Annotated in this window: 31 protein-coding genes; 20 read left to right on the top strand and 11 right to left on the bottom strand. The window is 36.1% G+C overall.

The window, feature by feature from the left end; translation table 11 throughout:
- The first annotated feature begins 187 nt into the window (after positions 1–187).
- The 5 genes from ACRD62_RS19320 to ACRD62_RS19300 are packed head-to-tail and all read left to right on the top strand — an operon-like array spanning position 188 to position 5,888.
- Complete coding sequence (locus ACRD62_RS19320; RefSeq protein WP_430821758.1) at positions 188–1,828, top strand: hypothetical protein; 1,641 nt, start codon at positions 188–190, stop codon at positions 1,826–1,828.
- Between the two features lie 33 nt (positions 1,829–1,861).
- Positions 1,862–2,995, top strand: coding sequence for a DegT/DnrJ/EryC1/StrS family aminotransferase (locus tag ACRD62_RS19315; protein ID WP_430821757.1), 1,134 nt, complete (start codon positions 1,862–1,864; stop codon positions 2,993–2,995).
- Positions 2,985–3,569 (top strand): acyltransferase, encoded by a 585-nt coding sequence (locus ACRD62_RS19310; RefSeq protein WP_430821756.1) that lies wholly within the window; start codon positions 2,985–2,987, stop codon positions 3,567–3,569. Before ACRD62_RS19315 ends, ACRD62_RS19310 begins: the two co-directional genes overlap by 11 nt.
- Entirely contained in the window at positions 3,570–4,595 is a 1,026-nt protein-coding gene (locus tag ACRD62_RS19305; RefSeq protein ID WP_430821755.1) for a Gfo/Idh/MocA family protein, read from the top strand. It begins immediately after the preceding gene.
- A 3-nt stretch (positions 4,596–4,598) separates the two neighbouring features.
- The gene (locus tag ACRD62_RS19300; protein ID WP_430821754.1) at positions 4,599–5,888 is read left to right on the top strand and encodes a nucleotide sugar dehydrogenase; all 1,290 of its coding nucleotides are present in this window, start codon (positions 4,599–4,601) and stop codon (positions 5,886–5,888) included.
- 64 nt (positions 5,889–5,952) lie between these two features.
- Here ACRD62_RS19300 and ACRD62_RS19295 read toward each other — a convergent pair whose 3' ends face one another.
- The 9 genes from ACRD62_RS19295 to ACRD62_RS19255 all read right to left on the bottom strand — a co-directional run bounded on the left by ACRD62_RS19295 (position 5,953) and on the right by ACRD62_RS19255 (position 13,782).
- Positions 5,953–7,053 (bottom strand): C1 family peptidase, encoded by a 1,101-nt coding sequence (locus ACRD62_RS19295; RefSeq protein ID WP_430821753.1) that lies wholly within the window; start codon positions 7,051–7,053, stop codon positions 5,953–5,955.
- 90 nt (positions 7,054–7,143) lie between these two features.
- Complete coding sequence (locus ACRD62_RS19290; RefSeq protein WP_430821752.1) at positions 7,144–8,538, bottom strand: aminopeptidase P family protein; 1,395 nt, start codon at positions 8,536–8,538, stop codon at positions 7,144–7,146.
- 166 nt (positions 8,539–8,704) lie between these two features.
- Positions 8,705–9,091: a hypothetical protein gene (locus ACRD62_RS19285; RefSeq protein WP_430821751.1), complete on the bottom strand. Its 387-nt coding sequence runs from the start codon at positions 9,089–9,091 to the stop codon at positions 8,705–8,707.
- A 198-nt stretch (positions 9,092–9,289) separates the two neighbouring features.
- Positions 9,290–10,318, bottom strand: a complete 1,029-nt coding sequence (gene arsB / locus ACRD62_RS19280; protein ID WP_430821750.1) for an ACR3 family arsenite efflux transporter — start codon at positions 10,316–10,318, stop codon at positions 9,290–9,292.
- 2 nt (positions 10,319–10,320) lie between these two features.
- Complete coding sequence (locus ACRD62_RS19275; protein WP_430821749.1) at positions 10,321–11,124, bottom strand: arsenite methyltransferase; 804 nt, start codon at positions 11,122–11,124, stop codon at positions 10,321–10,323.
- A gap of 14 nt (positions 11,125–11,138) precedes the next feature.
- Positions 11,139–11,561 carry an arsenate reductase ArsC gene (locus ACRD62_RS19270; protein ID WP_430821748.1) on the bottom strand — a complete coding sequence of 141 codons (423 nt, stop codon included), beginning with the start codon at positions 11,559–11,561 and terminating at the stop codon, positions 11,139–11,141.
- 24 nt (positions 11,562–11,585) lie between these two features.
- Entirely contained in the window at positions 11,586–11,918 is a 333-nt protein-coding gene (locus tag ACRD62_RS19265; RefSeq protein ID WP_430821747.1) for an ArsR/SmtB family transcription factor, read from the bottom strand.
- A 147-nt stretch (positions 11,919–12,065) separates the two neighbouring features.
- Positions 12,066–13,151 (bottom strand): tryptophan--tRNA ligase, encoded by a 1,086-nt coding sequence (gene trpS, locus ACRD62_RS19260; RefSeq protein ID WP_430821746.1) that lies wholly within the window; start codon positions 13,149–13,151, stop codon positions 12,066–12,068.
- 190 nt (positions 13,152–13,341) lie between these two features.
- The gene (locus ACRD62_RS19255) at positions 13,342–13,782 is read right to left on the bottom strand and encodes a YqaA family protein (protein WP_430821745.1); all 441 of its coding nucleotides are present in this window, start codon (positions 13,780–13,782) and stop codon (positions 13,342–13,344) included.
- 206 nt (positions 13,783–13,988) lie between these two features.
- Here ACRD62_RS19255 and ACRD62_RS19250 point away from each other — a divergent pair, with 206 nt between their 5' ends.
- From ACRD62_RS19250 to ACRD62_RS19220, 7 genes are all read left to right on the top strand, one after another.
- Complete coding sequence (locus ACRD62_RS19250; RefSeq protein WP_430821744.1) at positions 13,989–14,261, top strand: hypothetical protein; 273 nt, start codon at positions 13,989–13,991, stop codon at positions 14,259–14,261.
- Between the two features lie 24 nt (positions 14,262–14,285).
- On the top strand, positions 14,286–14,621 hold the full coding sequence (locus ACRD62_RS19245) for a PadR family transcriptional regulator (protein ID WP_430821743.1): 336 nt from the start codon (positions 14,286–14,288) through the stop codon (positions 14,619–14,621).
- Positions 14,622–14,623: 2 nt separating this feature from the next.
- Positions 14,624–15,601: a PspC domain-containing protein gene (locus ACRD62_RS19240; RefSeq protein WP_430821742.1), complete on the top strand. Its 978-nt coding sequence runs from the start codon at positions 14,624–14,626 to the stop codon at positions 15,599–15,601.
- Between the two features lie 20 nt (positions 15,602–15,621).
- Entirely contained in the window at positions 15,622–16,128 is a 507-nt protein-coding gene (locus ACRD62_RS19235) for a hypothetical protein (RefSeq protein ID WP_430821741.1), read from the top strand.
- Between the two features lie 28 nt (positions 16,129–16,156).
- Positions 16,157–17,668: a PspC domain-containing protein gene (locus tag ACRD62_RS19230; protein WP_430821740.1), complete on the top strand. Its 1,512-nt coding sequence runs from the start codon at positions 16,157–16,159 to the stop codon at positions 17,666–17,668.
- 23 nt (positions 17,669–17,691) lie between these two features.
- Entirely contained in the window at positions 17,692–18,198 is a 507-nt protein-coding gene (locus ACRD62_RS19225) for a DUF4252 domain-containing protein (protein ID WP_430821739.1), read from the top strand.
- Between the two features lie 68 nt (positions 18,199–18,266).
- Positions 18,267–18,635, top strand: coding sequence for a YccF domain-containing protein (locus ACRD62_RS19220; RefSeq protein ID WP_321406204.1), 369 nt, complete (start codon positions 18,267–18,269; stop codon positions 18,633–18,635).
- Between the two features lie 154 nt (positions 18,636–18,789).
- On the opposite strand, the gene ACRD62_RS19215 is transcribed toward ACRD62_RS19220, so the two are convergent.
- A complete protein-coding gene (locus tag ACRD62_RS19215; RefSeq protein WP_430821738.1) occupies positions 18,790–19,299 on the bottom strand; it encodes a DNA-3-methyladenine glycosylase in 510 nt (169 codons plus the stop codon).
- Positions 19,300–19,383: 84 nt separating this feature from the next.
- Positions 19,384–19,851: a nucleoside deaminase gene (locus ACRD62_RS19210; protein WP_430821737.1), complete on the bottom strand. Its 468-nt coding sequence runs from the start codon at positions 19,849–19,851 to the stop codon at positions 19,384–19,386.
- A 235-nt stretch (positions 19,852–20,086) separates the two neighbouring features.
- Here ACRD62_RS19210 and rplM point away from each other — a divergent pair, with 235 nt between their 5' ends.
- From rplM to ACRD62_RS19170, 8 genes are all read left to right on the top strand, one after another.
- On the top strand, positions 20,087–20,542 hold the full coding sequence (gene rplM, locus ACRD62_RS19205) for a 50S ribosomal protein L13 (RefSeq protein ID WP_430821736.1): 456 nt from the start codon (positions 20,087–20,089) through the stop codon (positions 20,540–20,542).
- Positions 20,543–20,547: 5 nt separating this feature from the next.
- On the top strand, positions 20,548–20,934 hold the full coding sequence (rpsI, locus tag ACRD62_RS19200; RefSeq protein WP_430821735.1) for a 30S ribosomal protein S9: 387 nt from the start codon (positions 20,548–20,550) through the stop codon (positions 20,932–20,934).
- A gap of 108 nt (positions 20,935–21,042) precedes the next feature.
- A complete protein-coding gene (rpsB, locus tag ACRD62_RS19195; RefSeq protein WP_430821734.1) occupies positions 21,043–21,867 on the top strand; it encodes a 30S ribosomal protein S2 in 825 nt (274 codons plus the stop codon).
- Positions 21,868–21,899: 32 nt separating this feature from the next.
- Positions 21,900–22,727, top strand: coding sequence for a translation elongation factor Ts (gene tsf / locus ACRD62_RS19190; RefSeq protein WP_430821733.1), 828 nt, complete (start codon positions 21,900–21,902; stop codon positions 22,725–22,727).
- A 249-nt stretch (positions 22,728–22,976) separates the two neighbouring features.
- Positions 22,977–23,168, top strand: coding sequence for a hypothetical protein (locus tag ACRD62_RS19185; RefSeq protein WP_430821732.1), 192 nt, complete (start codon positions 22,977–22,979; stop codon positions 23,166–23,168).
- 162 nt (positions 23,169–23,330) lie between these two features.
- Positions 23,331–23,690, top strand: coding sequence for a hypothetical protein (locus ACRD62_RS19180; RefSeq protein ID WP_430821731.1), 360 nt, complete (start codon positions 23,331–23,333; stop codon positions 23,688–23,690).
- Positions 23,691–23,914: 224 nt separating this feature from the next.
- Positions 23,915–24,412: a hypothetical protein gene (locus tag ACRD62_RS19175; RefSeq protein ID WP_430821730.1), complete on the top strand. Its 498-nt coding sequence runs from the start codon at positions 23,915–23,917 to the stop codon at positions 24,410–24,412.
- A 1-nt stretch (position 24,413) separates the two neighbouring features.
- Positions 24,414–24,929, top strand: coding sequence for a peroxiredoxin family protein (locus tag ACRD62_RS19170; protein ID WP_430821729.1), 516 nt, complete (start codon positions 24,414–24,416; stop codon positions 24,927–24,929).
- Positions 24,930–24,934 lie beyond the last annotated feature (5 nt).

Genomic DNA, 24,934 nt, shown 5'->3' with positions numbered 1-24,934 from the left:
TCCCTTTTAGGGGAGGTTTGGTGGGGTATAATGAAAGTAAAGTTACAATTTGAAAGATTCCTTATTTGCAGAATCACTTTTTGGACACCCTCTTTCTTTTGATACACCACAGCAATAGTCTGCTTTGTCAACTTCAGTTTGAAGACATTACCCTTTTATGTATCTTCGTTTCAACCAGTAAAGCGCCATGAAAAAAATAATACTCTTCATAACTTTTCTCACTACATCGTGTTTTTATTCCATTAGCCAAAACACTCCCTATCATATCAGTAATGAATCGGTTTATGATTTTATAGATGAACTTGCCAACAAAGGACTTATCGATGTTAATTCCAGCATTAAACCCTACAGCCGACAACAAATAGCAGAATGGTTAAGGTTATGCGACCAAAATCCACTCTTAAGTAACCGTCAGCAAAAAGAACTGACTTTTTATCTTAAAGATTTTAATAAAGAACTATTAATTGGCAAATCGTTTGACAAGAGATGGGACTTATTTTATTTCAGCGACTCATTATTCAATCTGACCATAAATCCAATTCTTGGTGGACAGTTTTTTAATAATGGTGATAAAACTGAATACCATCGTTGGGGAGGTGCTGAATTTTATGGTACCATCGGAAAACATGTTTCCATTTACGGAAGCTTACGCGACAATCATGAATCATTCTTTTTAGGAGGACCCGAGTACATTACCAATAGATCTGGGGTTGTATATAAAGGAGACAACGACAACAAGGATTATTCAGAAACAAGAGGAGGGATAACCTATTCATGGAAATGGGGAAGTATCGGATTACATAAAGATCACTTTCAATGGGGAAATAGTTATAGCCAGTCAGTAATATTTTCTGGTCGCACGCCTTCATTTGGATATTTGTCATTTAAGATATCACCGGCAAAATGGTTTGACTTTAATTATTTACACGGATGGCTGGTTAGTGAAGTGGTCGATTCATCCAGAACATATTCGGTATTTAACGGTGAACGGGAAGTTTATACCAATAAATTTGTAGCCTCTAATATCTTTACGATTCGACCATGGTCAAAACTAAATATCTCATTCGGCAACTCCATTATATATAGTGATGTCAATTTCAATCCAGCCTATGCTGTACCTTTTTTATTTTATAAATCGGCTGACCACACTTATAATTCGTGGGATAACTGGGTTGGACAAAATGCCCAGATGTTTATCGATATTGATAGCCGACAAATTAAAAACCTTCATCTATACACCAGCTTATTCATTGATGAGATAAGCATTAGCAACCTGCTTAAAAAGAATGAACAATCAAATGATGTCGCTTGGAAAATTGGCGGACGTTTAACGGATATCCTCCACAATACATCTTTCACTGCAGAATATACAATTATACGTCCATTGGTGTATCAGCACTTTGTACCTTCGCTTTCTTTCATGAGTAATCAATACACCTTGGGAAGCTACACACTTGATAATTCCGATGAATTATTTTTTATGATAAGGCATAAGCCATTAAAAGGCCTTGATTTGTCTGCCAGGTTAACTATCATTCGAAAAGGCAAAGATTATCAGAGTATTTTTGATAATAATGAAATGGATTTGCATACTGAAATTAATCAGGAGCAGGAAGAAATAAGAAGAGGATTGCCTTTTATGAACGAAGTACGCTACAAAAACACTAATTTTACGCTCAAAGGAAGTTACCAAATTGTGAACGACGGATATATTTTTGTTGAATATCAGCATAATTTATACGATGGCACTGACTCAGAAAAGTACACTAATCCCTACTTTCTTGCAGGTAATCAAATAGTTTCACTTGGAATGAACTTCGGTTTTTGATTTTATCTAAATTCACAACTCAAAATTAAATTGATGGAACAGCATAAAATGGTAGACCTGCACAGTCAATACTTACGTCTAAAAAGTGACATTGACAAAGCAATGGCCGATGTTTTAGAACAAACATCTTTCATTAATGGTCCTGCTGTCAAAGTATTTCAATCCAATCTTGAGAAGTACCTAAATGTTAAGCATGTTATCCCTTGTGCAAATGGAACAGATGCTCTACAAATAGCTCTTATGGCTTTGAACCTTCAACCCGGAGATGAAGTAATCACCTCTACATTTACTTTTATTGCAACAGTTGAAGTTATTGCCCTACTAAAATTAAAACCTGTTCTTGTAGATGTAGAACCAGATACCTTCACATTACTTCCTGAAGAAGTTGAAAAGGCTATTACACCTATGACAAAAGCAATCATACCGGTTCACCTGTTTGGTCAAGGTGCTGATATGAATGCCATAATGAGTATCGCTAAAAAACATCACTTAAAAGTTGTTGAAGATACAGCTCAAGCCATTGGTTGTGATTATAATGTTAATGGAAGCACAACAAAACTTGGTACAATTGGTGATATTGGCTGCACATCCTTTTTTCCTTCCAAAAACTTAGGATGTTTTGGTGATGGAGGTGCCTGCTTCACAAATAATGATTCTTTGGCGGAAAAAATGCGAATGATTGTCAATCATGGTTCCCAAAAGAAATATTACCATCAGATTATCGGAGTCAACTCCAGGCTTGACACTTTGCAGGCTGCTGTTTTAGATGTTAAACTAAAACATTTGGATGATTTTAACAACAGACGCAAAACTGCAGCAAAATGGTACGACGAAGAATTAAAAGAGATTGATAATCTTGTAATTCCTACGCGAAGTTCAGATTCAGATCATATATTCCATCAATACACCATAAAGGTTAAGAATGGAGAGAGGGATAAATTACAAAACTTTTTGAAAGAAAATAATATACCATCCATGGTTTATTATCCTGTTCCTTTGCATCAGCAGGAAGCCTTTGCTGCATATCAGGATTCTGATTCATCATTGCCTAACTCAGAAGATCTAAGCACACAGGTTCTATCATTGCCAATGCATACAGAGCTATCTGAAGAACAGCTAAAAGATATTACATCAACCATTAAACGCTTTTTCAATCATGGCCAATAAACAATTTTTTGCGCATGAAACAGCTGTAATCGATTCTCCGTGCATTATTGGCAAAGGCGTTAAAATATGGCACTTTTCTCACATTATGCCTAACTGTGTAATTGGAGACAACTGCAACATTGGCCAGAACGTTGTTATTTCACCGGATGTAAAACTTGGGAAAAATGTAAAAGTACAGAATAATGTTTCCATTTATACAGGCGTTATTTGTGAAGATGATGTATTTTTAGGTCCGTCAATGGTTTTTACCAATGTGATTAATCCACGAAGTGCCATTAACAGAAGAGGACAATATCAGAAAACAACGGTAAAAAAAGGTGCTACAATCGGAGCCAACGCCACCATTGTTTGTGGACACGATATTGGCGAATATGCTTTTATTGGAGCAGGAGCTGTTGTAACTAAAACCATACCTCCATATGCTTTAGTAGTTGGTAATCCATCAAAGCAAATTGGCTGGATGAGTGAGTTTGGTCATCAGTTACAATTTAATGAACAAGGAATTGCCACCTGCCCTGAAAGTCAAGACAAATACATTCTGGAGGAAAATAACGTAAGAAAGTTACCAAAATAAATGAGTACAAATCAAAAGATAAAATTTGCCGTAATAGGCCTGGGACATATTGGCAAGCGTCATTCAGAAATGATCAAACGCAATGAGGATGCTGAGCTACTGGCAGTGTGCGATATCAGACCCAAAGAAGATCTAAACTGGCAAGAAAATGTTCCTTTTTACACTTCAATTAGTGAACTATTAAAAAACCAGCCTGATGTGGACGTCGTAAACATATGCACTCCTAACGGTCTGCATGCAGAGCAGGCAATTGAAGCTTTAGAGGCAAAAAAACATGTAGTTGTTGAAAAACCAATGGCTTTGAGCAAAGCAGACGCTGAAAAAGTAATCTTCAAGGCGCTACAAATGTCAAAACAGGTATTTGCTGTGATGCAAAATCGCTATTCACCTCCAAGTGTCTGGCTTAAAGAAATGGTAGAAGCGAAAAGATTAGGTGACATTTTTATGGTTCAACTCAATTGCTACTGGAATCGTGATGATCGTTATTACAGCAAAGGAAACTGGCATGGTAACAGAGAGCTGGATGGGGGTACATTATTCACTCAGTTCTCTCATTTTATTGATATCATGTACTGGCTTTTTGGAGACATCACTAATATTCAAGGAAATTTTAAAGATTTTGCACATCAAAAATCCACAGATTTCGAGGACAGTGGATTTGTTACATTTGACTTTATCAATGGCGGATCAGGCAGCTTGAATTACAGTACTGCTGTGTGGGACAAAAATCTTGAAAGTAGCATTACCATAATCGGTAGTCAGGGAACTGTTAAAGTTTCTGGTCAGTATATGAATGAGGTTGTTGAATGCCATGTAAAAGATTACCAGATGCCTGTTTTGGCAGAATCAAACCCGCCAAATGATTATGGACCTTATAAAGGATCTGCAGCCAATCATCATTACGTTATTGATAATGTTGTTGAGGTAATAAAAGGAAATACAACCATTACAACCAATGCGCTTGAAGGCCTTAAAGTGGTTGATATCATCGAAAGAATTTATCTAAACAAACCAGCCAATTTATAAATCATGTTAGAGAAACTACTAAATAAAGAGATTAAACTGTCTGTAATCGGACTTGGTTATGTAGGATTACCAATTGCTCTGGAATTTGCAAGAAAAATGTCAGTCATTGGTTTTGATATTAAGCAAGATCGAGTTGATCTAATGCGTAACAAAATAGATCCAAGTAATGAATTAGTTAGCGAAGACTTTGATGGTTGCGATATCCATTTTACCGCAAGTCCAGATGATCTTAAAGAAGCCAACTTTCATGTGGTTGCGGTTCCCACACCAATCAATCAACACAATTTACCTGATCTGACTCCTTTATTAGGTGCAACCAGAACTGTAGGTAAAGCACTTAAAAAAGGTGATATCGTTGTCTTTGAATCGACGGTTTACCCTGGATGTACCGAAGAAGATTGTGTACCTATTCTGGAAGCTGAATCGGGTTTGAAATTTAATGTTGATTTCAAAGTGGGTTATAGCCCTGAGAGAATTAATCCGGGAGATAAAGAACACACACTTACCAAAATATTAAAAATAGTATCAGGGAGTGACGCGGAATCAGCAGAAATTATTGAAGCTGTTTATGCCAGCATTATTAAAGCCGGTATCCACAAAGCAAGCTGTATTAAAGTTGCAGAAGCTGCAAAGATTATTGAGAATACTCAACGTGATGTCAACATTGCTTTGATGAATGAATTATCGTTGATATTTGACAGAATGAACATCAATACCTTTGAAGTACTGGAAGCGGCAGGTACAAAATGGAACTTCCTTAAATTCTTCCCAGGTTTGGTTGGAGGTCACTGTATTGGTGTTGACCCATATTACCTGACATACAAAGCCAATGAGTTGGGCTATCATTCAAAGATCATAACAGGGGGTAGAACGATCAACGACTCGATGGGAGCATATGTTGCCAAAACACTCGTTAAGAAAATGATTTCGAACGGTAATAAAATAAATGGAGCTAAAGTTCTGTTGATGGGTGCAACATTTAAGGAGAATGTAAGTGATATTAGAAATTCAAAGGTTGCTGATGTTGTTAACGAACTTAAATCATTTAGTGTGAAGGTTGATGTCATTGATCCTCATGCTTCTTCAGAAGAATTAATGCACGAATACGGTTATGGTCTGATTGATGAAATCAAGGATAAATACAATGGTATTATTGTTGCAGTTAACCATACAGACTATATAAACCTTGATGAAGCTTATTTCAAATCCATTATGGTTGAAGAAGGTGTTTTTGTTGACGTGAAAGGCATTTATCGCGGAAAGATAAAAGACATGACATACTGGAGTTTATAACTATAGTCAACATAAAAAAGCCGGATAATCTTTTGATCTCCGGCTTTCTTTTATATACATATTATTAGTTCAATGCTAACTTCTTTGCAATTGCTTTAGGCAAGGCATCTTTATGAACCATCACAGAAACTGTATGTAATCTCACATAACTCTCCGACATATACAAATACCCTCCAAAGGCATTACTTTTTTCACCCCAGCTGTTTTTTGTAGTATAATAAACTTTCCCATTCTGATCTTTAGCCATTCCAGTTAAATGCATCAGATGATCATCGGTTGATTGCCATGACATAAATGCCTCTTGACGGATTTCCGGAGTAATCTCTTTTTCTTCCTGAGGTTGAAAACCTTTACTTTGATCTACAGGAACCAAGGCAACTCCATTTTTATGCGAGAAAAATTTCTCACTTACATCTCCATCCCAGGCAATAGAATAGCCATTAGACAAGGCATTATTCATAACTTCAATCAATTCATCCAATGTCACGTTATAATATCTTTCATGTGCCCAATTATCAGGTATTTCTAGATCAGATTGCTGATATAATGGATAATGCGTGTAAGATGTTAATTCTACGTAATCATCCGGATTGATCTTCATCTTTGTGGCAAATTCTTGTGGAGTAACTCCTTCTACTTTTTCAGGAACTTTTCCCAGATATGGATCTAAAACACCTGCAAGTACCTCATACCATACTGGACTAGGCTCAGCCTTACGCTGTTCAATAAAATTATCAAGTAATACTTTTTGTGATGATTCCAACTCAGTATGATTATGTGGCTGGTTTATATCTTTTCGTCCAGGGTAAGCATCTTCAGTGGCCATACCATAATTTCGGATGCAATTCATTACATCATGAGCCAATCCACCCTGACTAAAATTCCCCATACCATGAAGCATCACATATTTCTGAGCTTTTTTAGGGTAAACATAACGAACAAAGTACATTTCTGACAAATCCTGTTCGGGTCCACCTAATCTAATTATTTCAGATTCGATAAATGAAGTGGTACTAAATGCCCAACATGTACCCGTATTACCCTGACTTTTTACAGGAGTAGCTTTGATATCGTAAATATTGGTAAATTCAAATTTAGCTTTTTCCTGGGCACTGATATTTCCAATCAATATCAGCCCAATAAACAAATACAAAATTCGTGTCATTCGTAATAATTTAGGTTAATCAGATAAAAAATGAGCTCTGTACAGAGCTCATTCAAATATAGTTATTTTTTTAAACTGAACATTTTAATCTTAAACTTTGCCCTGCACCACAGCTTCAACATCATCAATTGTGATAGGAATGCGTTCTCCCAAAATTCTGCAGCCATCGTCAGTTAATAGAATATCATCTTCAAGACGTATTCCACCAAAATCTTTGTAACTCTCTACCTTGTCGTAATTGATAAAATCCTTAAACTTACCTTCGGTCCTCCAGGTATCAATTAAAGCTGGAATAAAATAAATACCGGGTTCGTTGGTTACAACCCAGTTTTTCTCCAAAGTACGTCCTAAACGTAATGCAGATAAACCAAACTGAGTGCTCCGTTCCATTTCATCCATATACCCCACAAGTGTATCATTGTAGTCTTCCATGTCATGTACATCAAGTCCCAGCATATGCCCCAATCCATGAGGAAAAAACATAGCATGCGCTCCCTGAGCAACAGCGTCATCCACATCACCTTTCATTAATCCCAGGTCTTTCAATCCTGAAGCAATAACCCGTGCGGCAATCAAATGACACTCTTTATAGGTAACACCTGGTTTTGTTGCTTCGCGGGCTATGTTATTGGCGGCTAATACTATTTCATATACCTCCTTCTGTCGTTGCGAATATTTACCTCCTACTGCGGTTGTTCGGGTATGATCAGTTGCATAATGAAGAGGCGATTCACTTCCTGCATCCACCAAGAGTAAATCACCCTTTTGTAATATATTTCCGTGATAATGATTATGAAGCGTCTCTCCACGCTTACTACAAATGATAGGGAATGAAACAATTCCACCACCTGACATCGAAACTCCTTCCAAAGCGCCACTTATCTCTTGCTCACTAACTCCATCGTGAGCCATTTTCATGGCCGTTGTATGCATTTTGTATGCTGTAGCCATATGACGCTCCATCTCTTCAATCTCGCACACCTCTTTCACTGATCTTATATTAATACAGGCTTTGGTCAGTTCCAGTGAGGCCATCTCTTTGACTTTGGAATGATGTACATCCAACAAATCGCTCATCCACATAATGTTTTCACCACGATATGGAGGCGTAAAATGAACCTTTCGTCCTTGCTTTATCGCATCATTCACCATCTTTGACAAATCTGACATAGATCTTACATTCTCAACGCCAACCTGAAATGCTTTTTCTTCCATGGTAGGTTGAGGTCCCATCCAGATTATGTGACCTAATGAAATATCGTCTCCAAACAAATATTCCTTGTTATTATCAATATCGATAATGGCAGCATGATTCTGCAAATCAATTCCGAAAAAATATAAGAAAGTACTATCCTGACGGAAATGATATACATTATCAGCATAGTTCATAGGTGAGTCGTTGTTACCCAACATCAGGATGATACCTGATTCAACTTTAGATTGCAGCTTTTTCCTACGATTTATATATACATCTTTTGAAAACATGAGAACTGTATTTTGAATTGGATTTCAAGATACAGCTTTTCTCTCTTCATGAAAATGATATATATTGTGATTTATGATTGTTAAGATGAGCATTTGTTGAGTTGTTAAGTTGAAAATAACAACTCAACAATTAGGCAATTACACAAATAAACAATTGGTTAATTTATCAATTGACAAATCTTCTTTCCGCTACAATCATCAAGGCTTCTTCTCTGATTATCTCAGGAGGATTGATATTTCGTGCCTGCAAACTCTTTAACCAGCCAGCTACTTCCCGTTCTTTCAAAGTAAAAAGAACATCTCTGAATTCCTCTATCTGTTCGTCGGTATAACTATCTGCTGCTTTACTCTTGTAGTTGTCTAATTCTTCATCTTCGAAGTATTCGGCTTTACCATCAGCACTTAGTAAACTATCGGCTTCACAAACTTCATGGGCACCACAACAATCATCGGGCACCTCCACTTTCTTCTCTTCCTCCCCCGGTTTGGATTTACGTGAAAAAACCACCGCCACAACCAAGGCTAAGACGATACCTAATACTAAATAAATCATGATGCAAAAATAATCATTCAGAAATAGATAAAAGACAAAAAACGAAAGATTGTTCATCAATGTCCTAAGCTTTCACTCCGAAGTTTGAGAGTTGAAGATAATTCAATGGTTACAAAATAATCTCTCAAATTGTTTGAAGTCATAGTCAGTAGTTCTCTACATTTAAACTACTTACTAAATACTATCAATCTTTTCTTCTTAATATTTCCAACGGTTGGCCAAGGCTACCAAAGATAACATCACAGGCACCTCAACCAACACCCCAACAACTGTTACCAATGCAGCTGGTGAATGTAATCCGAACAAAGCAATTGCAACTGCCACTGCAAGTTCAAAAAAGTTACTCGCTCCAATCATCGATGCTGGAGAACAAATTGCATGAGGTAATTTTAATTTTCGTCCTCCAAACCATGCTATAAAAAAGATAAAGTAGGTTTGAAGCACCAACGGTATCGCAACCAAAAGAATAATAAAAGGCTCCTTCACAATGTTATGTCCCTGAAAAGCAAAGAGCAAAACCAACGTAGCTAAAAGTGCAACAATACTTACCGGTTTAAATTTCGGAAGAAACGTATCAGTAAACCACTCTTTTCCTTTTCTTTTGATAAGCATTCTGTTCGTAATAGAGCCTGCCAATAAAGGCACTACCACAAAAACTACAACACTTACAACCAGCGTATCATATGGTATACTCACATTGGTGATCCCAAGCAATAAGCCGACAATGGGAACAAATGCCACCAGAATAATAAGATCGTTAACAGATACCTGAACTAACGTATAGTTCGGATCGCCATCGGTGAGGTACGACCACACAAAAACCATTGCTGTGCAAGGAGCAGCACCTAACAGAATGGCTCCCGCAATATATTCACCTGCCTGTGATGGATCGATATAAGCCGCATATAACTTATCAAAGAATATCCAGGCAAAAAATGCCATGGTAAAAGGCTTTATCAACCAATTAACCACTAGAGTTAGCATCAAACCTTTAGGTCTTTTTCCAACATTTTTAATACTGCTAAAATCCACCTGAAGCATCATCGGGTAAATCATCAGCCAAACTAAAACAGCCACCAATACATTTACTCCGGAAATCTCAAAACCGCTCAGCACATTAACTGTATCACCTAAAAAATGACCAATAGTAATACCTGCTACAATGCATAAAGCAACCCAAAGAGTAAGATACTTCTCAAAGAAACCAATTTGCTTTTTCTGTCCCATAGTTATTTGGTGCCAACAACTGTAATACTAAAAATACCGGTCCCTTTTGCTTTCAAATTCTCAATTTCATTTTGAGAAATATACTTTAAAAGTATTTCATCCGGTACAGTAATCACTTTTTCCTTTTTGATTTGAACTGATTTAAAACCAACATCCTTAATCACCTGCAGATAATCCTCTTTTTGAATGGCTCCTGACACACATCCTGCATACATCTCTGCTGCACTTTGCAAATCAGCAGGTAATTCACCTTCGAGCACTACATCCGAAATAGAAAAATGACCTCCAGGTTTCAGTACGCGATATATTTCAGAAAAGGCTTTTTTCTTATCAGGAACCAGGTTTAAAACACAATTACTGATAACCACATTGAAGTTATTATCCGGAAGTGGCATCTCTTCAATATCACCCTTTACAAACTCAACATTGTTAAAATTAAGCTTGGAGGCATTGGCTTTTGCTTTCTTCAGCATCTCATCGGTAAAGTCAATTCCTGTTACCATACCTTCTTCGCCAACCAACTGACGGGCAACAAAACAATCATTACCAGCACCGCTTCCTAAATCCAATACTGAATCGCCCTGATTGATTCCGGCATACTGAGTTGGCAAACCACAACCCAAACCAAGGTCAGCATCAGGATTATATCCGTCAAGCTGGTCGTAACTATCGGCAAAGATGCTATAATCAACAGTATCGCAACATCCCGTACTTCCACAACACGAACCTGCATTAAAGTCTCTGCTTTGATGTGCAATTTCACCGTATTTTTCCTGAACAATTAACTTTAAATCCTCTGGTTTCATCGTTTGAAATTAAGTTATTTACCTTTCATATTTTCTAAGTAGAACTGATAAAACTGTTCTTTAATCTCATCTCGAACACGATGAAACTCACTCATGATAAATTCATCTGTTCCTTCGGCATGAGATGGATCGTCAAATCCAATGTGCACTCTGTTTTTAACCTTTCCGATAAATGCAGGACAGCTTTCGTTGGCTCCGCCACAAACTGTTATCACAAAATCCCATTCTTCATCCAGATACTTTGAAACAGAATCACTGGTATGTCCACTGATATCAATACCTATTTCGCTCATTACCTGAACGGCTTTCGCATTAAGTTTACCAGAAGCTTCTGTTCCGGCCGAGAAAACCTGCAGATTCTTGTCGAACGACTGTAAAAAACCATGAGCCATTTGGCTTCGACAACTGTTACCTGTGCATAAAATCAATACTTTCATAATATTCTGATTATTTTATTTCAATTAACAATCTGTACATTCAATTGTATTTAAACCATCAAAAAAATCCTTTCCCAAGGCTTCCAATTTTCTTATCTCTGAGACATTTACACAATAGTTGGTTTTTACTCCCTGAACAGAACCCTGAATCAAATTTGCTTTCTTAAGTTCATTCAGATGCTGATTGACAGTTGTTCGCCCTAATGGCAACTCCTCTGTTATATCACCAGTGAAACAGGCATTTTTTGATGCCAGAAATTTAAGAATCTGCAATCGTGCCGGATGCCCCAAAGCTTTAAAAAGCTGAGCCAGCTCCTGCAAATCGTCATCAAATAACTGAAATTTTGCTTCTGCCATAATTCTTAATTTTGACGTAAAAATACGTCAATTATTTATGACGTACAAATACGTCAGGTTAAATTTTTATTAAATCCCATTTTAGCGCAATAAAAAAAGGGAAGCATCTGCCTCCCTTCTTTCTATATTCTATACAAGAATAATCTTTTAAATTTCCATATTCATTGCGGCTCTTACTTCTTCAAGAGTAGCTTGTGCAACACCTCGTGCTTCCGAAATACCTTCTCTTAATATCCCTTTTACAAAATCAAGATTACTCTCTAGCTGTGTGCGACGTTGACGAATCTCACGAAAATGTTCGTTAATAGATTCTGTAACCACCTGCTTCAATTTACCAGCTCCCTGATCTCCGATTTCAGCAGCCAGTTGCTCAGGAGAACCACCTGATGCCAATGCTGCAATTCTCAACAAATTGGCAACTTCAGGACGATTATCAGGATCATATGTAATCAATCTTTCTGAATCCGTTTTGGCTGATTTAACCGCTTTCAAAGTTTCATCTTCAGTGGCCTTAATCATGATGGTATTATTTCTACTTTTACTCATCTTCTGACCACCATCTAAACCTAGAATCATTGGAGTTTCACTCAATAAACCTGTAGGTTCACGAAATACGCGAGATTTGAATTTTTTATTGAATCGCTTGGCAATATTACGAGTCAATTCAATATGTGGTAACTGATCTTTCCCTACCGGAACCACATCACTTTTACAGAAAAGGATATCAGCTGCCTGATGAACAGGATAAGTATACATACCAGCATTAATCACATTTTGTCCTGATGCCTGAATTTCTTCCTTAATTGTTGGGTTCTTACTCAACTCTGCATTTGAAACCAATGAAAGAAAAGGTACCAATAACTGGTTTAATTCAGGGATATGGCTATGCGGAAAAATATGTGTTTTAAATTTGTGAGGATCCAAACCACAAGCCAGATAATCGATGGTTAATTCCAACACAAACTTCGAAATATCTTTAAAAACATCCCGGTCAGTTAAAACCTGATAATCTGCAATAACAATAAAAGTCTCAACTCCCATATTTTGCAAACGAACACGATTTTGCAATGATCCAAAATAATGGCCGATATGAAGATTTCCTGTTGGGCGATCACCTGTTAGCACACGATGTTTTTGAGGATTCAATTGCAAATCAGCTTCCAACGCATGGCTTTTTTGTACAGCAATATCAAACGATGAATTACTGATTCCTTCAGTTTTTTCTATTGTCATAACATTCAATCAATTAAAATCAACTTAGAAACAACATACAATTTCTTCGGCTGACTGTATCTTTTAAAGCTTCGAATAAGTCCGAAAAACTATTAATCATTTTTAAAACAGGCACAAAAATGATAAAAATTAAGAAGACTTCCTCAAAAGCTTTCTAAGAATTTATATTACTGATGTGATTTATAAGTAATCAAAACAATTCAATTACCTTAAGAGTCAGTAATGCCCATATTATATATCGCACAAGCTTTCCGAGCAACATGCCAATAGCAGCATTCCACACATTTACTTTTAATAGGCCCAAAAGAACAGCCAGCACGTCACCAACGCCCGGCAACCAACAAAAAAAAGAGATCCACAATTCCTTACCGGCAATCTTGTTTTGATTTTTAACAATCTGCTCGTGTTTAATTCTCAGATATTTTTCGATCCACTCCGTTTTACCTAACCATCCAATATAATACGAACTCAATCCTCCTAACCAATTACCCAATGTTGCCAATGCCAGACTCAAATATAAATCATAACCCGTTGCCAGCATTCCTGATAATATGGCTTCTGAACTGAAAGGAACCACGGTTGCAGCCAGAAAAGAAGCTAAAAAAAGTGCTAAATATCCTGATTCAAACATCTAAATGAACTCAATTTGCAGCAAAAGTAAAAAAAATAATCACCCTGATTGAAAAAATTTTTCTTTCTAAAACCCTTACTATAGCTAAGATTCAAGCATAAATGAAAATAAAATGATAAAAAAATATGGTACTTTGTATTGCATAGTACCTGTTTTTGTATATATATTTGTATTACCAATATCATTGTTTAAAATAGTATTCTGTCATGAGACCATTTAGACGAAATAAACTTAAACGAGTTTTGTTAGCGCTGGCAATTCTTTCATTTGTCCCATTGAATTACGCCCAAATCTCAAAAACAGATTCACTTGAAAAAATTGAACTGATGACTAAAAAAGGTTGCCAAACGGCAACACCTAAAAAGGAGAACTCAAATAAACCAACTGACTCAATCAAAACAAAGAAAGACAGTTTGGATATAAGCCGGTGTTTTGAAAATGGTTTCTTATTTAAACAAAAACCACTTTCGAACATCTAGAAACAAACCTTTAATACTGCTTATATGAATGTAGAAAATATAAAAGCCCAAATGCGAAAAGGAGTGCTCGAATATTGCATCCTTTCGATACTGGCCAATAACGATGCTTACGCTTCCGACATCATTAATACATTAAAAGAGGCCAAGATGATTGTTGTTGAAGGAACCCTGTATCCTTTGCTAACCCGCTTGAAAAATGACAAACTTTTAAGTTATCGCTGGGAAGAATCAACTCAGGGGCCGCCAAGAAAGTATTACGCATTGACCGAAGAGGGTAAAACCTTTTTAAATGAAATGGACGCGTCCTGGAAAGAATTAGTTAATGCAGTTGAATTGATCCACCAACCCAATAATTTATAGCCATGAACAAAACAGTAACTATAAATATAAACGGCAGTCAGTTTTTTATCGACGAAGATGCTTATGCCCGATTAAGCGATTATTTGAAAAAAATTGAACTAAGCTTTAAAAAACAAGAAAGCGGTGACGAAATTATCAAAGACATTGAATCGCGCATTGCTGAACTTTTTGAAGAAAAAATCAAACGTGAGACTGATGTGGTAACCATGCAAATGGTTGAGGAAATGATTTCGATTATGGGGCAACCTGAAGATATGACTGGCGAAGAAGAAAAATCACAATCCAGTAGCCGTCCAACCTCCACAGCATTGGTTAAACCAAGCAAACGGTTTTATCGCGACATCGACAATCGAATCTTAGGTGGTGTTTGCGCTGGTATTGCAGCCTATTTCGACATCGACAGTATCATTGTTCGCATCATTGCATTGATCTTGATACCTTTTACATCGGGTGCTATAATTTTAATCTATCTGGTTTTATGGATGGCTCTTCCTCCGGCAATCACAACCGCTCAAAAATTGGAAATGCGTGGAAAGCACATTACCATCAACACCATTGAAGAATCAATTAAGAATGAATACGATGAGGTTAAAAAGAACTTTAAAAACTTTAAGCATTCTGAGACTTATAAAAAAGGTGAGAATTTTTTCAGCAGATTTTCAAAATCAGATAAAACAGTGTTAATAATAGTTGCTGTTATTCTAAGTCTTTTTGCTTTTAGTCATTTTATAGATCTGGGTACCCATGTGATTCATGCACCATTTGCATTTTTTTCGTCGATGACTCACGGCATTGCTCCTACGTTTAATCATATTTTTTTCCCTGGTGCTCTACCAATAATCCTAGTATTATTAATTATTGGACTGATTTTCAAAACAATATTCAAGGTAATTATATATATAATAGCATTCCTGTTACTCGGAGCATTGGTTCTTAAAGTTATATTCTGGATGTTCGGAGGATTTCTTCTTATGGCTTAACCCCTAAAAACCAAACCACTATGAGAAAAAAATCTATAAAAATAGGATTACTAATAGTCATCGGATTACTCTTAATTGGTAAGTTCACCAACATATCCTATCAAAAGACTTCATACCACGAATCAATTTCGAGCTATTCAAGTGCTGATTCTGAAGCAGAAGATTCAATTATTTCATTTAATGAACCTTACGAAATTGTTTTACATGGACTTGACACCATTGATAATGAGAGAACAAACCCTGACTGCTATTTAATACATGTTTATGTGGAACAGAAAAGCTCCATTGGTAAACTAATTTATATGCCTTTTTATAAACCAATCAGCATAGAGGCAGAAGGAGTTTTCAGCTGGAAAAATCCATCAAGTCAAAAACCAATACACACTGAGAACTTTGACATGAGTGCGCAGCTAAATATTTTAGGATCATGCTCTGTTAAGGAAGCTCGACAAAAAGCAAACGAACACCTCTATACAAGCATTCAAAAGCATATTAAACGTGTTGTGACTGATAAAATAAAAAGTTGAATTTATCTAATTCTTTTACTTAACTATCATGAATAAAACTATCAATATAAATCTCGACGGACGTGTTTTTCAAATTGAAGAAGATGCATACGAGAAACTAAAAAAATACCTGGATACTATTAAATCCAGATTAAGCAGAAACGAAGAAGCTCAGGAGATATTAGATGATATTGAAGCCCGTATTGCCGAACTATTTATTTACAAAAGTGGACAAGATATAATTCGTCTTTCACTGGTTGAAGAAATAATCGAAACCATTGGTGAACCGTCCGACATTGTTGATGAAGAAGATGCTGAAGAACCCCGGAAAGAATCGGAACAACAATATTCGGCACCTCCTCCATACTATACGCGCAAAGGACTTTACCGAAGTCGCGAAGACAGAGTTTTTGGAGGTGTTTGTGGAGGACTCGGAGCATATTTCGATATCGATCCTGTTGTGTTCCGTATCATTGCTGTGGTTACTACCTTACTTTCGGTTGGAGCAGTGCCAATTGTATATATTGTATTGTGGATTGCAATGCCAGAAGCACGCACCATTGAGCAACGTTTAAGAATGCGGGGTGGAGTAACCTTTAAGGATGTAAGTGATAATATCAAAAATGAGTATAACTCTGTATCCGACAAGTTTAAAACATATACCAAGTCGCAAAATTACAGAAACATGCAAAATCGCATGAATAAAACGGGAGATGCCATGGCAAATGGTTTAAATGCTGTTCTGCGGGTTTTAGGCACCATACTGGGCATTGCGATCGTTTTATGGAGCGTTTTAAGCATAATGGTATTAACCGGAGTTTTGGTACTAAAAGATTCAATGCCAGGTTTGGCAAGTTCAGTAGGCAATTTTTACATCACCAATGTTCCAGACTATTTTTTATCGCACCTCGACCTTACCCTGTTTAACATTGCTGCCGGTTTATTAATCGGGATTCCATTTTTAATCATTCTTTACCTGGGATTAAAATTGATCTTTCAGTTTAAATCAAATGGTAAGATTATTGGCATGACCGCCCTTGGATTATGGCTTGCAGGCCTTGTATTATTATTCTTTACAGCTTTAAGGGTGGTAAAAGGATTTGAAGATGAAGGCACCATGTCCGAAACTCATCAATTGATGGATACTTCTGCTGAAGCAATTTACCTGAAAGTTGGTAACGACAGTAAACCATTTGGTAATAAAGAATATCTGCTTGAAATTAATAATCTTGAATTATCTTCATTGGATGGCAAGCTGATCATCGAAGGCGATCCAAGAATAAATCTTACCAGAGGTGATAAATTTGAGATTACCATAACCAAAAAAGCAAGAGGCATAAATGAAGAAGAGGCTGAATTCAATGCAAATTCAACTGAATACTATTGGGCTCAGAATGATTCAATCATTTATTTAGATCGCACTTATATGCTGGGAGACGAGGCTCTGGCACGCAAGCAGGAAGTAGTTGTAAATATTGAAATACCTCACAACAAAAAACTGGAAGTCAGCCCCTACCTCGACAGACTAATTAATTACAACGACGATTCAAATAATTATTAACACCTACACTTAAATCAAAAAAGATGAAAACAATATCATTTATAATAGTTGCCTTACTGACTATCAATTTATCGGTAAATGCGCAAAGCCGACCTTCTGACCGCTTATTTGAAAAACTGGCTTTGCAAAAAGGTATCACCATGCTTTCTTTTTCGAAGGAGATGCTTGACGCGGTTAACATGAACTTTGACAATGATAAAGGAGATAAAGAAAACAAGGTAACAGGTGACTTACACGAAGTAAAAGTAGTTATCTACAAAGCACCTGAAACAGGTGAAAGTATAGATTTCAGAGGAGAAGCATTACGCTATTTACCACTCAATAAATTCAGAGTTATTGATGCAGAAGAGTACGAAATTGACAATAAAAACGGCACCGTTGACATTCGTGTAAACGGATCAGGCAGAAAAATCAAAGAATGTCATCTTCTGTTTCAAGGCGAAACCAATGGCGTATTACTTTCTTTCTTCGGTGACTTTAAAGTGGAAGATGTAAAAGAAATGGCCGAAAAACTTGATGACTATAAATAATTACAGGGAACGGTTCTCTATTTGTATAAATGCAAATAAAGAGCCGTTCCATTACTAAAAAAAATAAAATGTCATTCTTAGGAAATATTATCTGGCTTCTTTTTGGTGGTTTTATGATTGCCATCGAATACTTTATCAGTAGTTTGGTAATGATGTTTACTATTATTGGAATACCATTTGGATTACAAACCATGAAATTGGGAATACTTGCCCTTTGGCCTTTTGGCACAAAAGTAGGTTATAACCCTCAGGCTTCGGGCTGCTTAAATACCATAATGAATGTGATCTGGTTAATATTCGGAGGTTTCATCATTGCCCTAACCCATGTTTTTTGGGGAATAATACTGGCCATTACCATCATTGGAATACCATTTGCCCGTCAGCATTTTAAATTGGCCGGAGTAGCCTTAACCCCTTTTGGAAGAACGATTAATTGATCAATTATTCGATGTGTCAATGTGACGATTTTCAATTACAAAGTTGAACTGTTGATTTGTAGAGTTGTTTAGTTGTATCATATCCCATTCAACAACTCAGCAGCTCGACAATTAAACATTGTCTAATAAATTAATTGACACATTGATACATCGACTAATCAGCAATCGTGTATCTCCATGGTTTTAACCTCCATTCATCCGGTGCATAATCAATCCCAATCCTTGGTGAAGTACTATGCTGTAACTTCTCTGAACCGTTTTCTATCCACATTCTGGTTGATGTAATAATATTCTCACCATAAAATGATTTATCAAGTTGGAGAGCCTTACCAACTCTGCCAGGACCATCAATATTTTTCAAACCTCGAATTAACACAGCTTGCGGATCATCTTTAGTACCTGTTACGATATTTAACAACCAATACATACCGTAAATTAAATAAACATAAACTGCACCTCCTTCAGCATACATCACTTCTGTTCTTGGAGTTCTTCCTTTTCGTGCATGACAAGCTTCATCCTCCTCTCCCCTATAGGCTTCAGTTTCGGTGATTTGCCATTTTTCAGTTGTCCCATCATCAAAAACACGTACCAAAACCTTTCCAATTAAATCAGGAGCTACCTCCAACACATCTTTTCTAAAATAAGATTGATCTAACTTCATATAAAACACTAAAAAAAGATTCAATATGAATGGATTAATAAAATTATCAACTTTTGACTACTGACTAAAAACAAACCGACTACTTTAATATTCAATTTTATCATCCTTTTCATCCCATAGCTTAAAAGCTTCGATGGCTTTTTCAGGCAAAATCTGCTTGGTTGGAATACTTCTTTCATTAATTGGTCTGTCAATCTCATCATAAATAAACTGGTCATCAAATCCAATCTTGGCAGCATCAACCTTGGTGTTTCCATAATAGATAGTCTTCAAGCGAGCCCAGTAAATGGCTCCGAGGCACATTGGACAAGGTTCACAGGAAGTATATATTTCACAATCTGACAAATCAAAGGTGCCTAAATTTTTTGAAGCTTCTCTGATAGCAGTAACTTCTGCATGAGCAGTAGGATCACAATTTACTGTTACCCTGTTCACGCCTCTCCCTACAATGACATTATTTCTTACAATCACAGCTCCAAAAGGGCCTCCCCCATTATTTACATTATTTTTTGAAAGCTCAATTGCCTCAGTCATCCACTTCGTCTTTTCCATATCAAATAAAAATTTGGCCAAACAAGATGGCGCTTTTTTCATGAACGAACAAAATCTTCTCTATTTTTTTTATTATAACATTAGTAAATAACAAATAATTAGAGTACTTTTGCGGCCGATTATTATCCGATCTGAAAAGTTGATTTATTCTTTTTACTGATTTCGGGGTGGGATCCGGAGTTGGTTAGGGGAATCTTTCGCTTTTGCAATTTGTTATAAATAATAAAGTTAAGAAATGGATACGTTAAGTTTCAAAACGCTTTCAGCCACTAAAGCTACTATCAACAAAGAGTGGGTAGTTGTTGATGCAACTGATATGGTGGTTGGTCGTTTGGCTACAAAAGTGGCTAAATTATTAAGAGGTAAGTATAAGCCTAATTATACTCCTCATATGGACTGCGGAGATAACGTGATTATCTTAAATGCAGACAAAGTAAAATTGACTGGTAACAAATGGACCCAGCGCCTTTTCTATTACCACAGTGGTTACCCAGGTGGACGTACAGACGTTACTCCAGCGGAATTGTTCGCTAAAAAACCAGAAAGATTGGTTGAAAGAGCGGTTAAAGGTATGCTTCCTAAAAACCGTCTTGGACGTCAGTGTTTCAGAAATCTGTATGTATATGCTGGCAACGAGCACAAGCAAGAAGCTCAGCAGCCTAAAGTAATCGATATTAACACTCTTAAATAAGCAATATGGAAGTGATTAATGCTATTGGTAGAAGAAAAGAGGCAGTTGCTCGTATTTACATGAGCGAAGGAAAAGGTCAAATCACCATTAACAAGCGTGACTTGTCTAACTACTTCCCAGCTGCTACATTACAATACATTGTAAAACAACCTTTGAATGTTATCGGTGTTGCTGATAACTACGACATCAAAATTAACCTTTATGGTGGTGGTGTAAAAGGTCAGGCGGAAGCAGTGCGTTTAGCTATTGCCCGCGCACTTGTGAAAATTGACGCAGAAAATAAACCTGCTTTGAAAGCTGAAGGTTTCATGACTCGCGACTCTCGTGTTGTTGAGCGTAAGAAACCAGGTCAACCAAAAGCACGTAAGAGATTCCAGTTCTCTAAACGTTAATATTTATCAGGTGTGTTTAGTATCTAAATCTTTAAGACTACTCATTTTTTGGAGGAACTACTTAAGGATTGATTTAAACAGAAAGTAAACAACTTTAAAAAAATTAAAATGCCTAGAGTTAATTTCGAGGAATTATTGAATGCCGGAGTACACTTCGGTCACCTTAAGAGAAAGTGGAACCCAGCCATGGCTCCTTACATTTTCATGGAGCGTAATGGAATTCACATTCTTGACTTACACAAAACAGCTGTTAAAATCGATGAAGCTGCCGATGCACTTAAACAGATTGCAAAATCAGGTCGGAAAGTGTTATTCGTAGCAACAAAGAAACAAGCGAAAGAAATCATTGCTGATAAAGTTGGAAGTGTAAACATGCCTTATGTGGTTGAAAGATGGCCAGGTGGTATGTTAACCAACTTCCCCACTATCCGTAAAGCAGTGAAAAAAATGACTTCTATTGATAAGTTGATGGTTGATCAGTCATGGAAAAACTTATCAAAACGTGAAAGACTTCAAATTACCCGTCAGCGTGCCAAGTTGGAAAAAACTTTAGGTTCAATCGCTGATTTGACTCGTCTTCCAGCTGCTATGTTCGTTATCGATGTAATGAAAGAACACATTGCAGTAAAAGAAGCTATTCGCTTGAACATCCCTGTTTTCGGAATTGTTGATACCAACTCGGATCCATCAAACATTGACTTTGTTATCCCAGCTAACGACGATGCTACAAAGTCTATCGAATTGATTACCGATGTAATGGTAAAAGCTATGCAGGAAGGATTGAATGAGCGTAAGGCTGAGAAAGATAGCGATGGTCCTAAAGAAAAAAGAGCTGCTCGCAGCAAAAAAGCTGAACCTGCAAAGGCTAAAGCTAAAAAAGAAGATGAAGTAGTTGAAGAAGCTTCTGAAGAAGAAGGAACTACTAAAGAGTAATTTGATTTTTAACTTTTTAAAAAGAAAATATCATGGCTATCACTGCTGCTGACGTAAGCAAACTAAGAAAGGCTACCGGAGCCGGTATGATGGATTGTAAAAAAGCTTTAACTGAAGCCGAAGGAGATTTCGATAAAGCTGTTGAAATCATCCGTAAAAAAGGTCAGGCTATTGCTAGCAAACGTGCCGACAGAGACGCAACTGAAGGAGTTGTATTATCTAAAGTAACTGAAGATGGTAAAAATGGTGCAATCATTGTATTGAACTGTGAAACTGACTTCGTTGCTAAAAACGAGAGTTTTGTTGCATTTGCTACTTCAATCCTTGATGCTGCTATTGCTGCTGGTGCTAACGACATCGAAGCTGTTAAAGCTATAGACTTAGACGGTCGTCCTGTTCAGGAGCTAATTACTGAGCAAACTGGTGTAATTGGTGAAAAAATTGATCTTTCAGCTTTTGACACTGTTTCTGCTGAATCTGTAGTTGCTTACATCCACCCTGGTAATAAATTAGCTACATTGGTTGGTTTTAATCAGGCTGGTTTCGATATACAGGTAGGTAAAGACGTTGCAATGCAAGCTGCTGCTATGGCTCCAGTTGCATTGGATGAAAACAGCGTTCCTGCTGAGGTAAAAGAAAAAGAATTGGAAATCGGTAAGGAAATGGCTCGTAATGAAGGTAAGCCAGAAGCTATGTTGGAAAAAATTGCAATGGGTCGTTTACAAAAGTTCTTCAAAGAAAGCACTTTGTTAAACCAGGCTTTTGTAAAAGACAACAAGCTTTCTATCAAGCAATATCTTGATGGAGCAAGTAAAGGCTTGACTGCAGTTGATTTCAAACGTTTTTCATTAGACGCTTAAGAAATAAATTCGCATATATAAAAGGGGGCTTTCGAGCCCCTTTTTTTGTGCCCTTAAATGAGTAAATAAGTATTATCTATGATATAAATTCCCCTCAACTACACTTTACAATACACTCAGAGTACAATACATTACACTCAATATCAATTCCTTAACGCTCACGTTTTTTTCATTCCTAATAATTGAAACTATAGTAAGTATGTAGTTAATTTATCCTGTCATTACAATATTAACTAAATACTTTTAATCATGAAAGAACTAAATTTTGAACAGATGGAAAACCTGAATGGTGGAGAAAGTTATTATTCATGTAATTTAGGTATGGCAGCAGTTGGTATTTTCTGGTCAGCTATGGCTGGAGTAGCTACAGGAGGTATAGGTGCTGCTGTTGTTGGTTTTGCATGGAGTGGTTTAACAGCCTATGTATGCAAAGATGCATGAAAACTAATAACTTAATCGAGGTATTATTAATCAATATCTCGATTAAGTTATCAACATTTCTTACGCGTTAATTATTATGGTATCAACAATTAGCAATATTACTTATTATTTCTCTTGAATTTTATAAAATTAAGAGAAAGTGAATAATAAAAAATTGAAGACATGAAAACTAAATTTATTCAAAAATCCATTTTCTTATTATTGATATTTTTAACATTATTCATAGGGGCTTATCTTCATGGGAATAAAACATATATATCAATAACAATGGCATGGATTGGTTGTACAATAGGATGGATAATAGGTGCTGCCATTAGAGAAAAAATGACGATTATTAATATAAAAAAATTTAAATCAGATCTTATTATATTATTTTCTTGCACATTAATTGGTTCATCTTTTATAGCTTTCTTTGTTAATTCACAAATAACCGTCATCATATCTGTTATTTCTTTAAATATTATTTTAGGCACTGTACTTCTATATAAGAATAGAAAAAACATACAGCCTAAAGAGTTATAGATTCCAATAGAGATTATTTATGAATCAATGATTTTACAAAAATGAGTAATAACAGGATCATTCAAGAATTTTGGAGCTTAAATTCTTGGATAATTTATTCTATTATTGTCCTATTCACATTTACTCTAAAGCTGGCTACTGACTATTTATTAATTAATGAACAGATTTACTTCAATACATTTTCAGAACAGTTATCTTCAGGAAGAATTGAATCAATTTTTTTAATGAATAAAAAGTATGGTTGGATTAGTTTTTTATTAATTCCACTCTTGCTTCTATTTAGGATATTCTTCACTTCAATATTCCTTTACATTGGCACCTATTTTTCTGAAATAAAAATTGACTTTAGCAAACATTTTAAAGTAGCCCTTATTGCCGATTTTATTTATATCATATCGGGAGTAGTGAAACTTGCTAAACTGGTACTTTTTAAAAATGTTTCCAATCTCCAGGATTTACAATACACCCCACTTTCAATCATGTCCTTATTTGAATACAATACTGTAGATCCTGTATTTATTTATCCCTTAAGCCTGCTCAATGTATTTGAATTAGTTTACTTTTTAGTTTTGGCTTCATTGTTAGTAATTGCGATTAAAGAATCAAAACATCTGCAGCCAATAAAATATGGTAAATCGCTACAATTGGTAGTATCATCATACGGTAGTGGACTTATAATTTGGGTACTATTAGTCATGTTTGTTAGTTTAAATATGGCATAGTATGAAGTACATTATTAAACGAATTATATTCCTCTTCCTAATATTAGTAATAAGTTATGGAGTTTTTCAGATAACAGCTAGCTATATGGCTAAGAAAGAAATTGAAACCCATATACAGATCTTACCTAACGGACAGTTTACTAATCTTAATAATGAGGATGTATGTTTACACGATTATAACGGTTTGCCGATGGTAGTCATATACTTTCATCCTGAATGTGAGCATTGTCAGTACGAGGCACAGGCATTACGTTTAAATAAAGAAGCATTTGTCAATACTCAAATAATTATGATTACAAATGATGACTCCCTCTCCAGGCTTAATCAATTTGTAAAACAATATCAGTTATGGGATTTAGAAGCAATAGACATATTGATGGATAAAAATGATGCGTTTTATAAATTTTTCGGAACCTCAATATTCCCATCAGTTTTTATCTACGATCGAAATCGGCAACTGCAGAATAAATATCTGGGCGAAACCAAACCTGAAGCAATTTTATCTTCATTACATTAATAAAT

The organism is Carboxylicivirga caseinilyticus (assembly GCF_050589785.1).
GTDB classification, from domain to species: domain Bacteria; phylum Bacteroidota; class Bacteroidia; order Bacteroidales; family Marinilabiliaceae; genus Carboxylicivirga; species Carboxylicivirga caseinilyticus.
Note: the sequence above shows the minus strand (reverse complement) of the source record. Positions and strands in the feature narration are given on the sequence as shown.

Coding starts and splice junctions, on each gene's coding strand:
- ACRD62_RS19320 (WP_430821758.1), top strand. CDS start 188: ATGAAAAAAATAATACTCTTCATAACTTTTCTCACTACATCGTGTTTT.
- ACRD62_RS19315 (WP_430821757.1), top strand. CDS start 1,862: ATGGAACAGCATAAAATGGTAGACCTGCACAGTCAATACTTACGTCTA.
- ACRD62_RS19310 (WP_430821756.1), top strand. CDS start 2,985: ATGGCCAATAAACAATTTTTTGCGCATGAAACAGCTGTAATCGATTCT.
- ACRD62_RS19305 (WP_430821755.1), top strand. CDS start 3,570: ATGAGTACAAATCAAAAGATAAAATTTGCCGTAATAGGCCTGGGACAT.
- ACRD62_RS19300 (WP_430821754.1), top strand. CDS start 4,599: ATGTTAGAGAAACTACTAAATAAAGAGATTAAACTGTCTGTAATCGGA.
- ACRD62_RS19295 (WP_430821753.1), bottom strand. CDS start 7,053: ATGACACGAATTTTGTATTTGTTTATTGGGCTGATATTGATTGGAAAT.
- ACRD62_RS19290 (WP_430821752.1), bottom strand. CDS start 8,538: ATGTTTTCAAAAGATGTATATATAAATCGTAGGAAAAAGCTGCAATCT.
- ACRD62_RS19285 (WP_430821751.1), bottom strand. CDS start 9,091: ATGATTTATTTAGTATTAGGTATCGTCTTAGCCTTGGTTGTGGCGGTG.
- arsB (WP_430821750.1), bottom strand. CDS start 10,318: ATGGGACAGAAAAAGCAAATTGGTTTCTTTGAGAAGTATCTTACTCTT.
- ACRD62_RS19275 (WP_430821749.1), bottom strand. CDS start 11,124: ATGAAACCAGAGGATTTAAAGTTAATTGTTCAGGAAAAATACGGTGAA.
- ACRD62_RS19270 (WP_430821748.1), bottom strand. CDS start 11,561: ATGAAAGTATTGATTTTATGCACAGGTAACAGTTGTCGAAGCCAAATG.
- ACRD62_RS19265 (WP_430821747.1), bottom strand. CDS start 11,918: ATGGCAGAAGCAAAATTTCAGTTATTTGATGACGATTTGCAGGAGCTG.
- trpS (WP_430821746.1), bottom strand. CDS start 13,151: ATGACAATAGAAAAAACTGAAGGAATCAGTAATTCATCGTTTGATATT.
- ACRD62_RS19255 (WP_430821745.1), bottom strand. CDS start 13,782: ATGTTTGAATCAGGATATTTAGCACTTTTTTTAGCTTCTTTTCTGGCT.
- ACRD62_RS19250 (WP_430821744.1), top strand. CDS start 13,989: ATGAGACCATTTAGACGAAATAAACTTAAACGAGTTTTGTTAGCGCTG.
- ACRD62_RS19245 (WP_430821743.1), top strand. CDS start 14,286: ATGAATGTAGAAAATATAAAAGCCCAAATGCGAAAAGGAGTGCTCGAA.
- ACRD62_RS19240 (WP_430821742.1), top strand. CDS start 14,624: ATGAACAAAACAGTAACTATAAATATAAACGGCAGTCAGTTTTTTATC.
- ACRD62_RS19235 (WP_430821741.1), top strand. CDS start 15,622: ATGAGAAAAAAATCTATAAAAATAGGATTACTAATAGTCATCGGATTA.
- ACRD62_RS19230 (WP_430821740.1), top strand. CDS start 16,157: ATGAATAAAACTATCAATATAAATCTCGACGGACGTGTTTTTCAAATT.
- ACRD62_RS19225 (WP_430821739.1), top strand. CDS start 17,692: ATGAAAACAATATCATTTATAATAGTTGCCTTACTGACTATCAATTTA.
- ACRD62_RS19220 (WP_321406204.1), top strand. CDS start 18,267: ATGTCATTCTTAGGAAATATTATCTGGCTTCTTTTTGGTGGTTTTATG.
- ACRD62_RS19215 (WP_430821738.1), bottom strand. CDS start 19,299: ATGAAGTTAGATCAATCTTATTTTAGAAAAGATGTGTTGGAGGTAGCT.
- ACRD62_RS19210 (WP_430821737.1), bottom strand. CDS start 19,851: ATGGAAAAGACGAAGTGGATGACTGAGGCAATTGAGCTTTCAAAAAAT.
- rplM (WP_430821736.1), top strand. CDS start 20,087: ATGGATACGTTAAGTTTCAAAACGCTTTCAGCCACTAAAGCTACTATC.
- rpsI (WP_430821735.1), top strand. CDS start 20,548: ATGGAAGTGATTAATGCTATTGGTAGAAGAAAAGAGGCAGTTGCTCGT.
- rpsB (WP_430821734.1), top strand. CDS start 21,043: ATGCCTAGAGTTAATTTCGAGGAATTATTGAATGCCGGAGTACACTTC.
- tsf (WP_430821733.1), top strand. CDS start 21,900: ATGGCTATCACTGCTGCTGACGTAAGCAAACTAAGAAAGGCTACCGGA.
- ACRD62_RS19185 (WP_430821732.1), top strand. CDS start 22,977: ATGAAAGAACTAAATTTTGAACAGATGGAAAACCTGAATGGTGGAGAA.
- ACRD62_RS19180 (WP_430821731.1), top strand. CDS start 23,331: ATGAAAACTAAATTTATTCAAAAATCCATTTTCTTATTATTGATATTT.
- ACRD62_RS19175 (WP_430821730.1), top strand. CDS start 23,915: ATGAATAAAAAGTATGGTTGGATTAGTTTTTTATTAATTCCACTCTTG.
- ACRD62_RS19170 (WP_430821729.1), top strand. CDS start 24,414: ATGAAGTACATTATTAAACGAATTATATTCCTCTTCCTAATATTAGTA.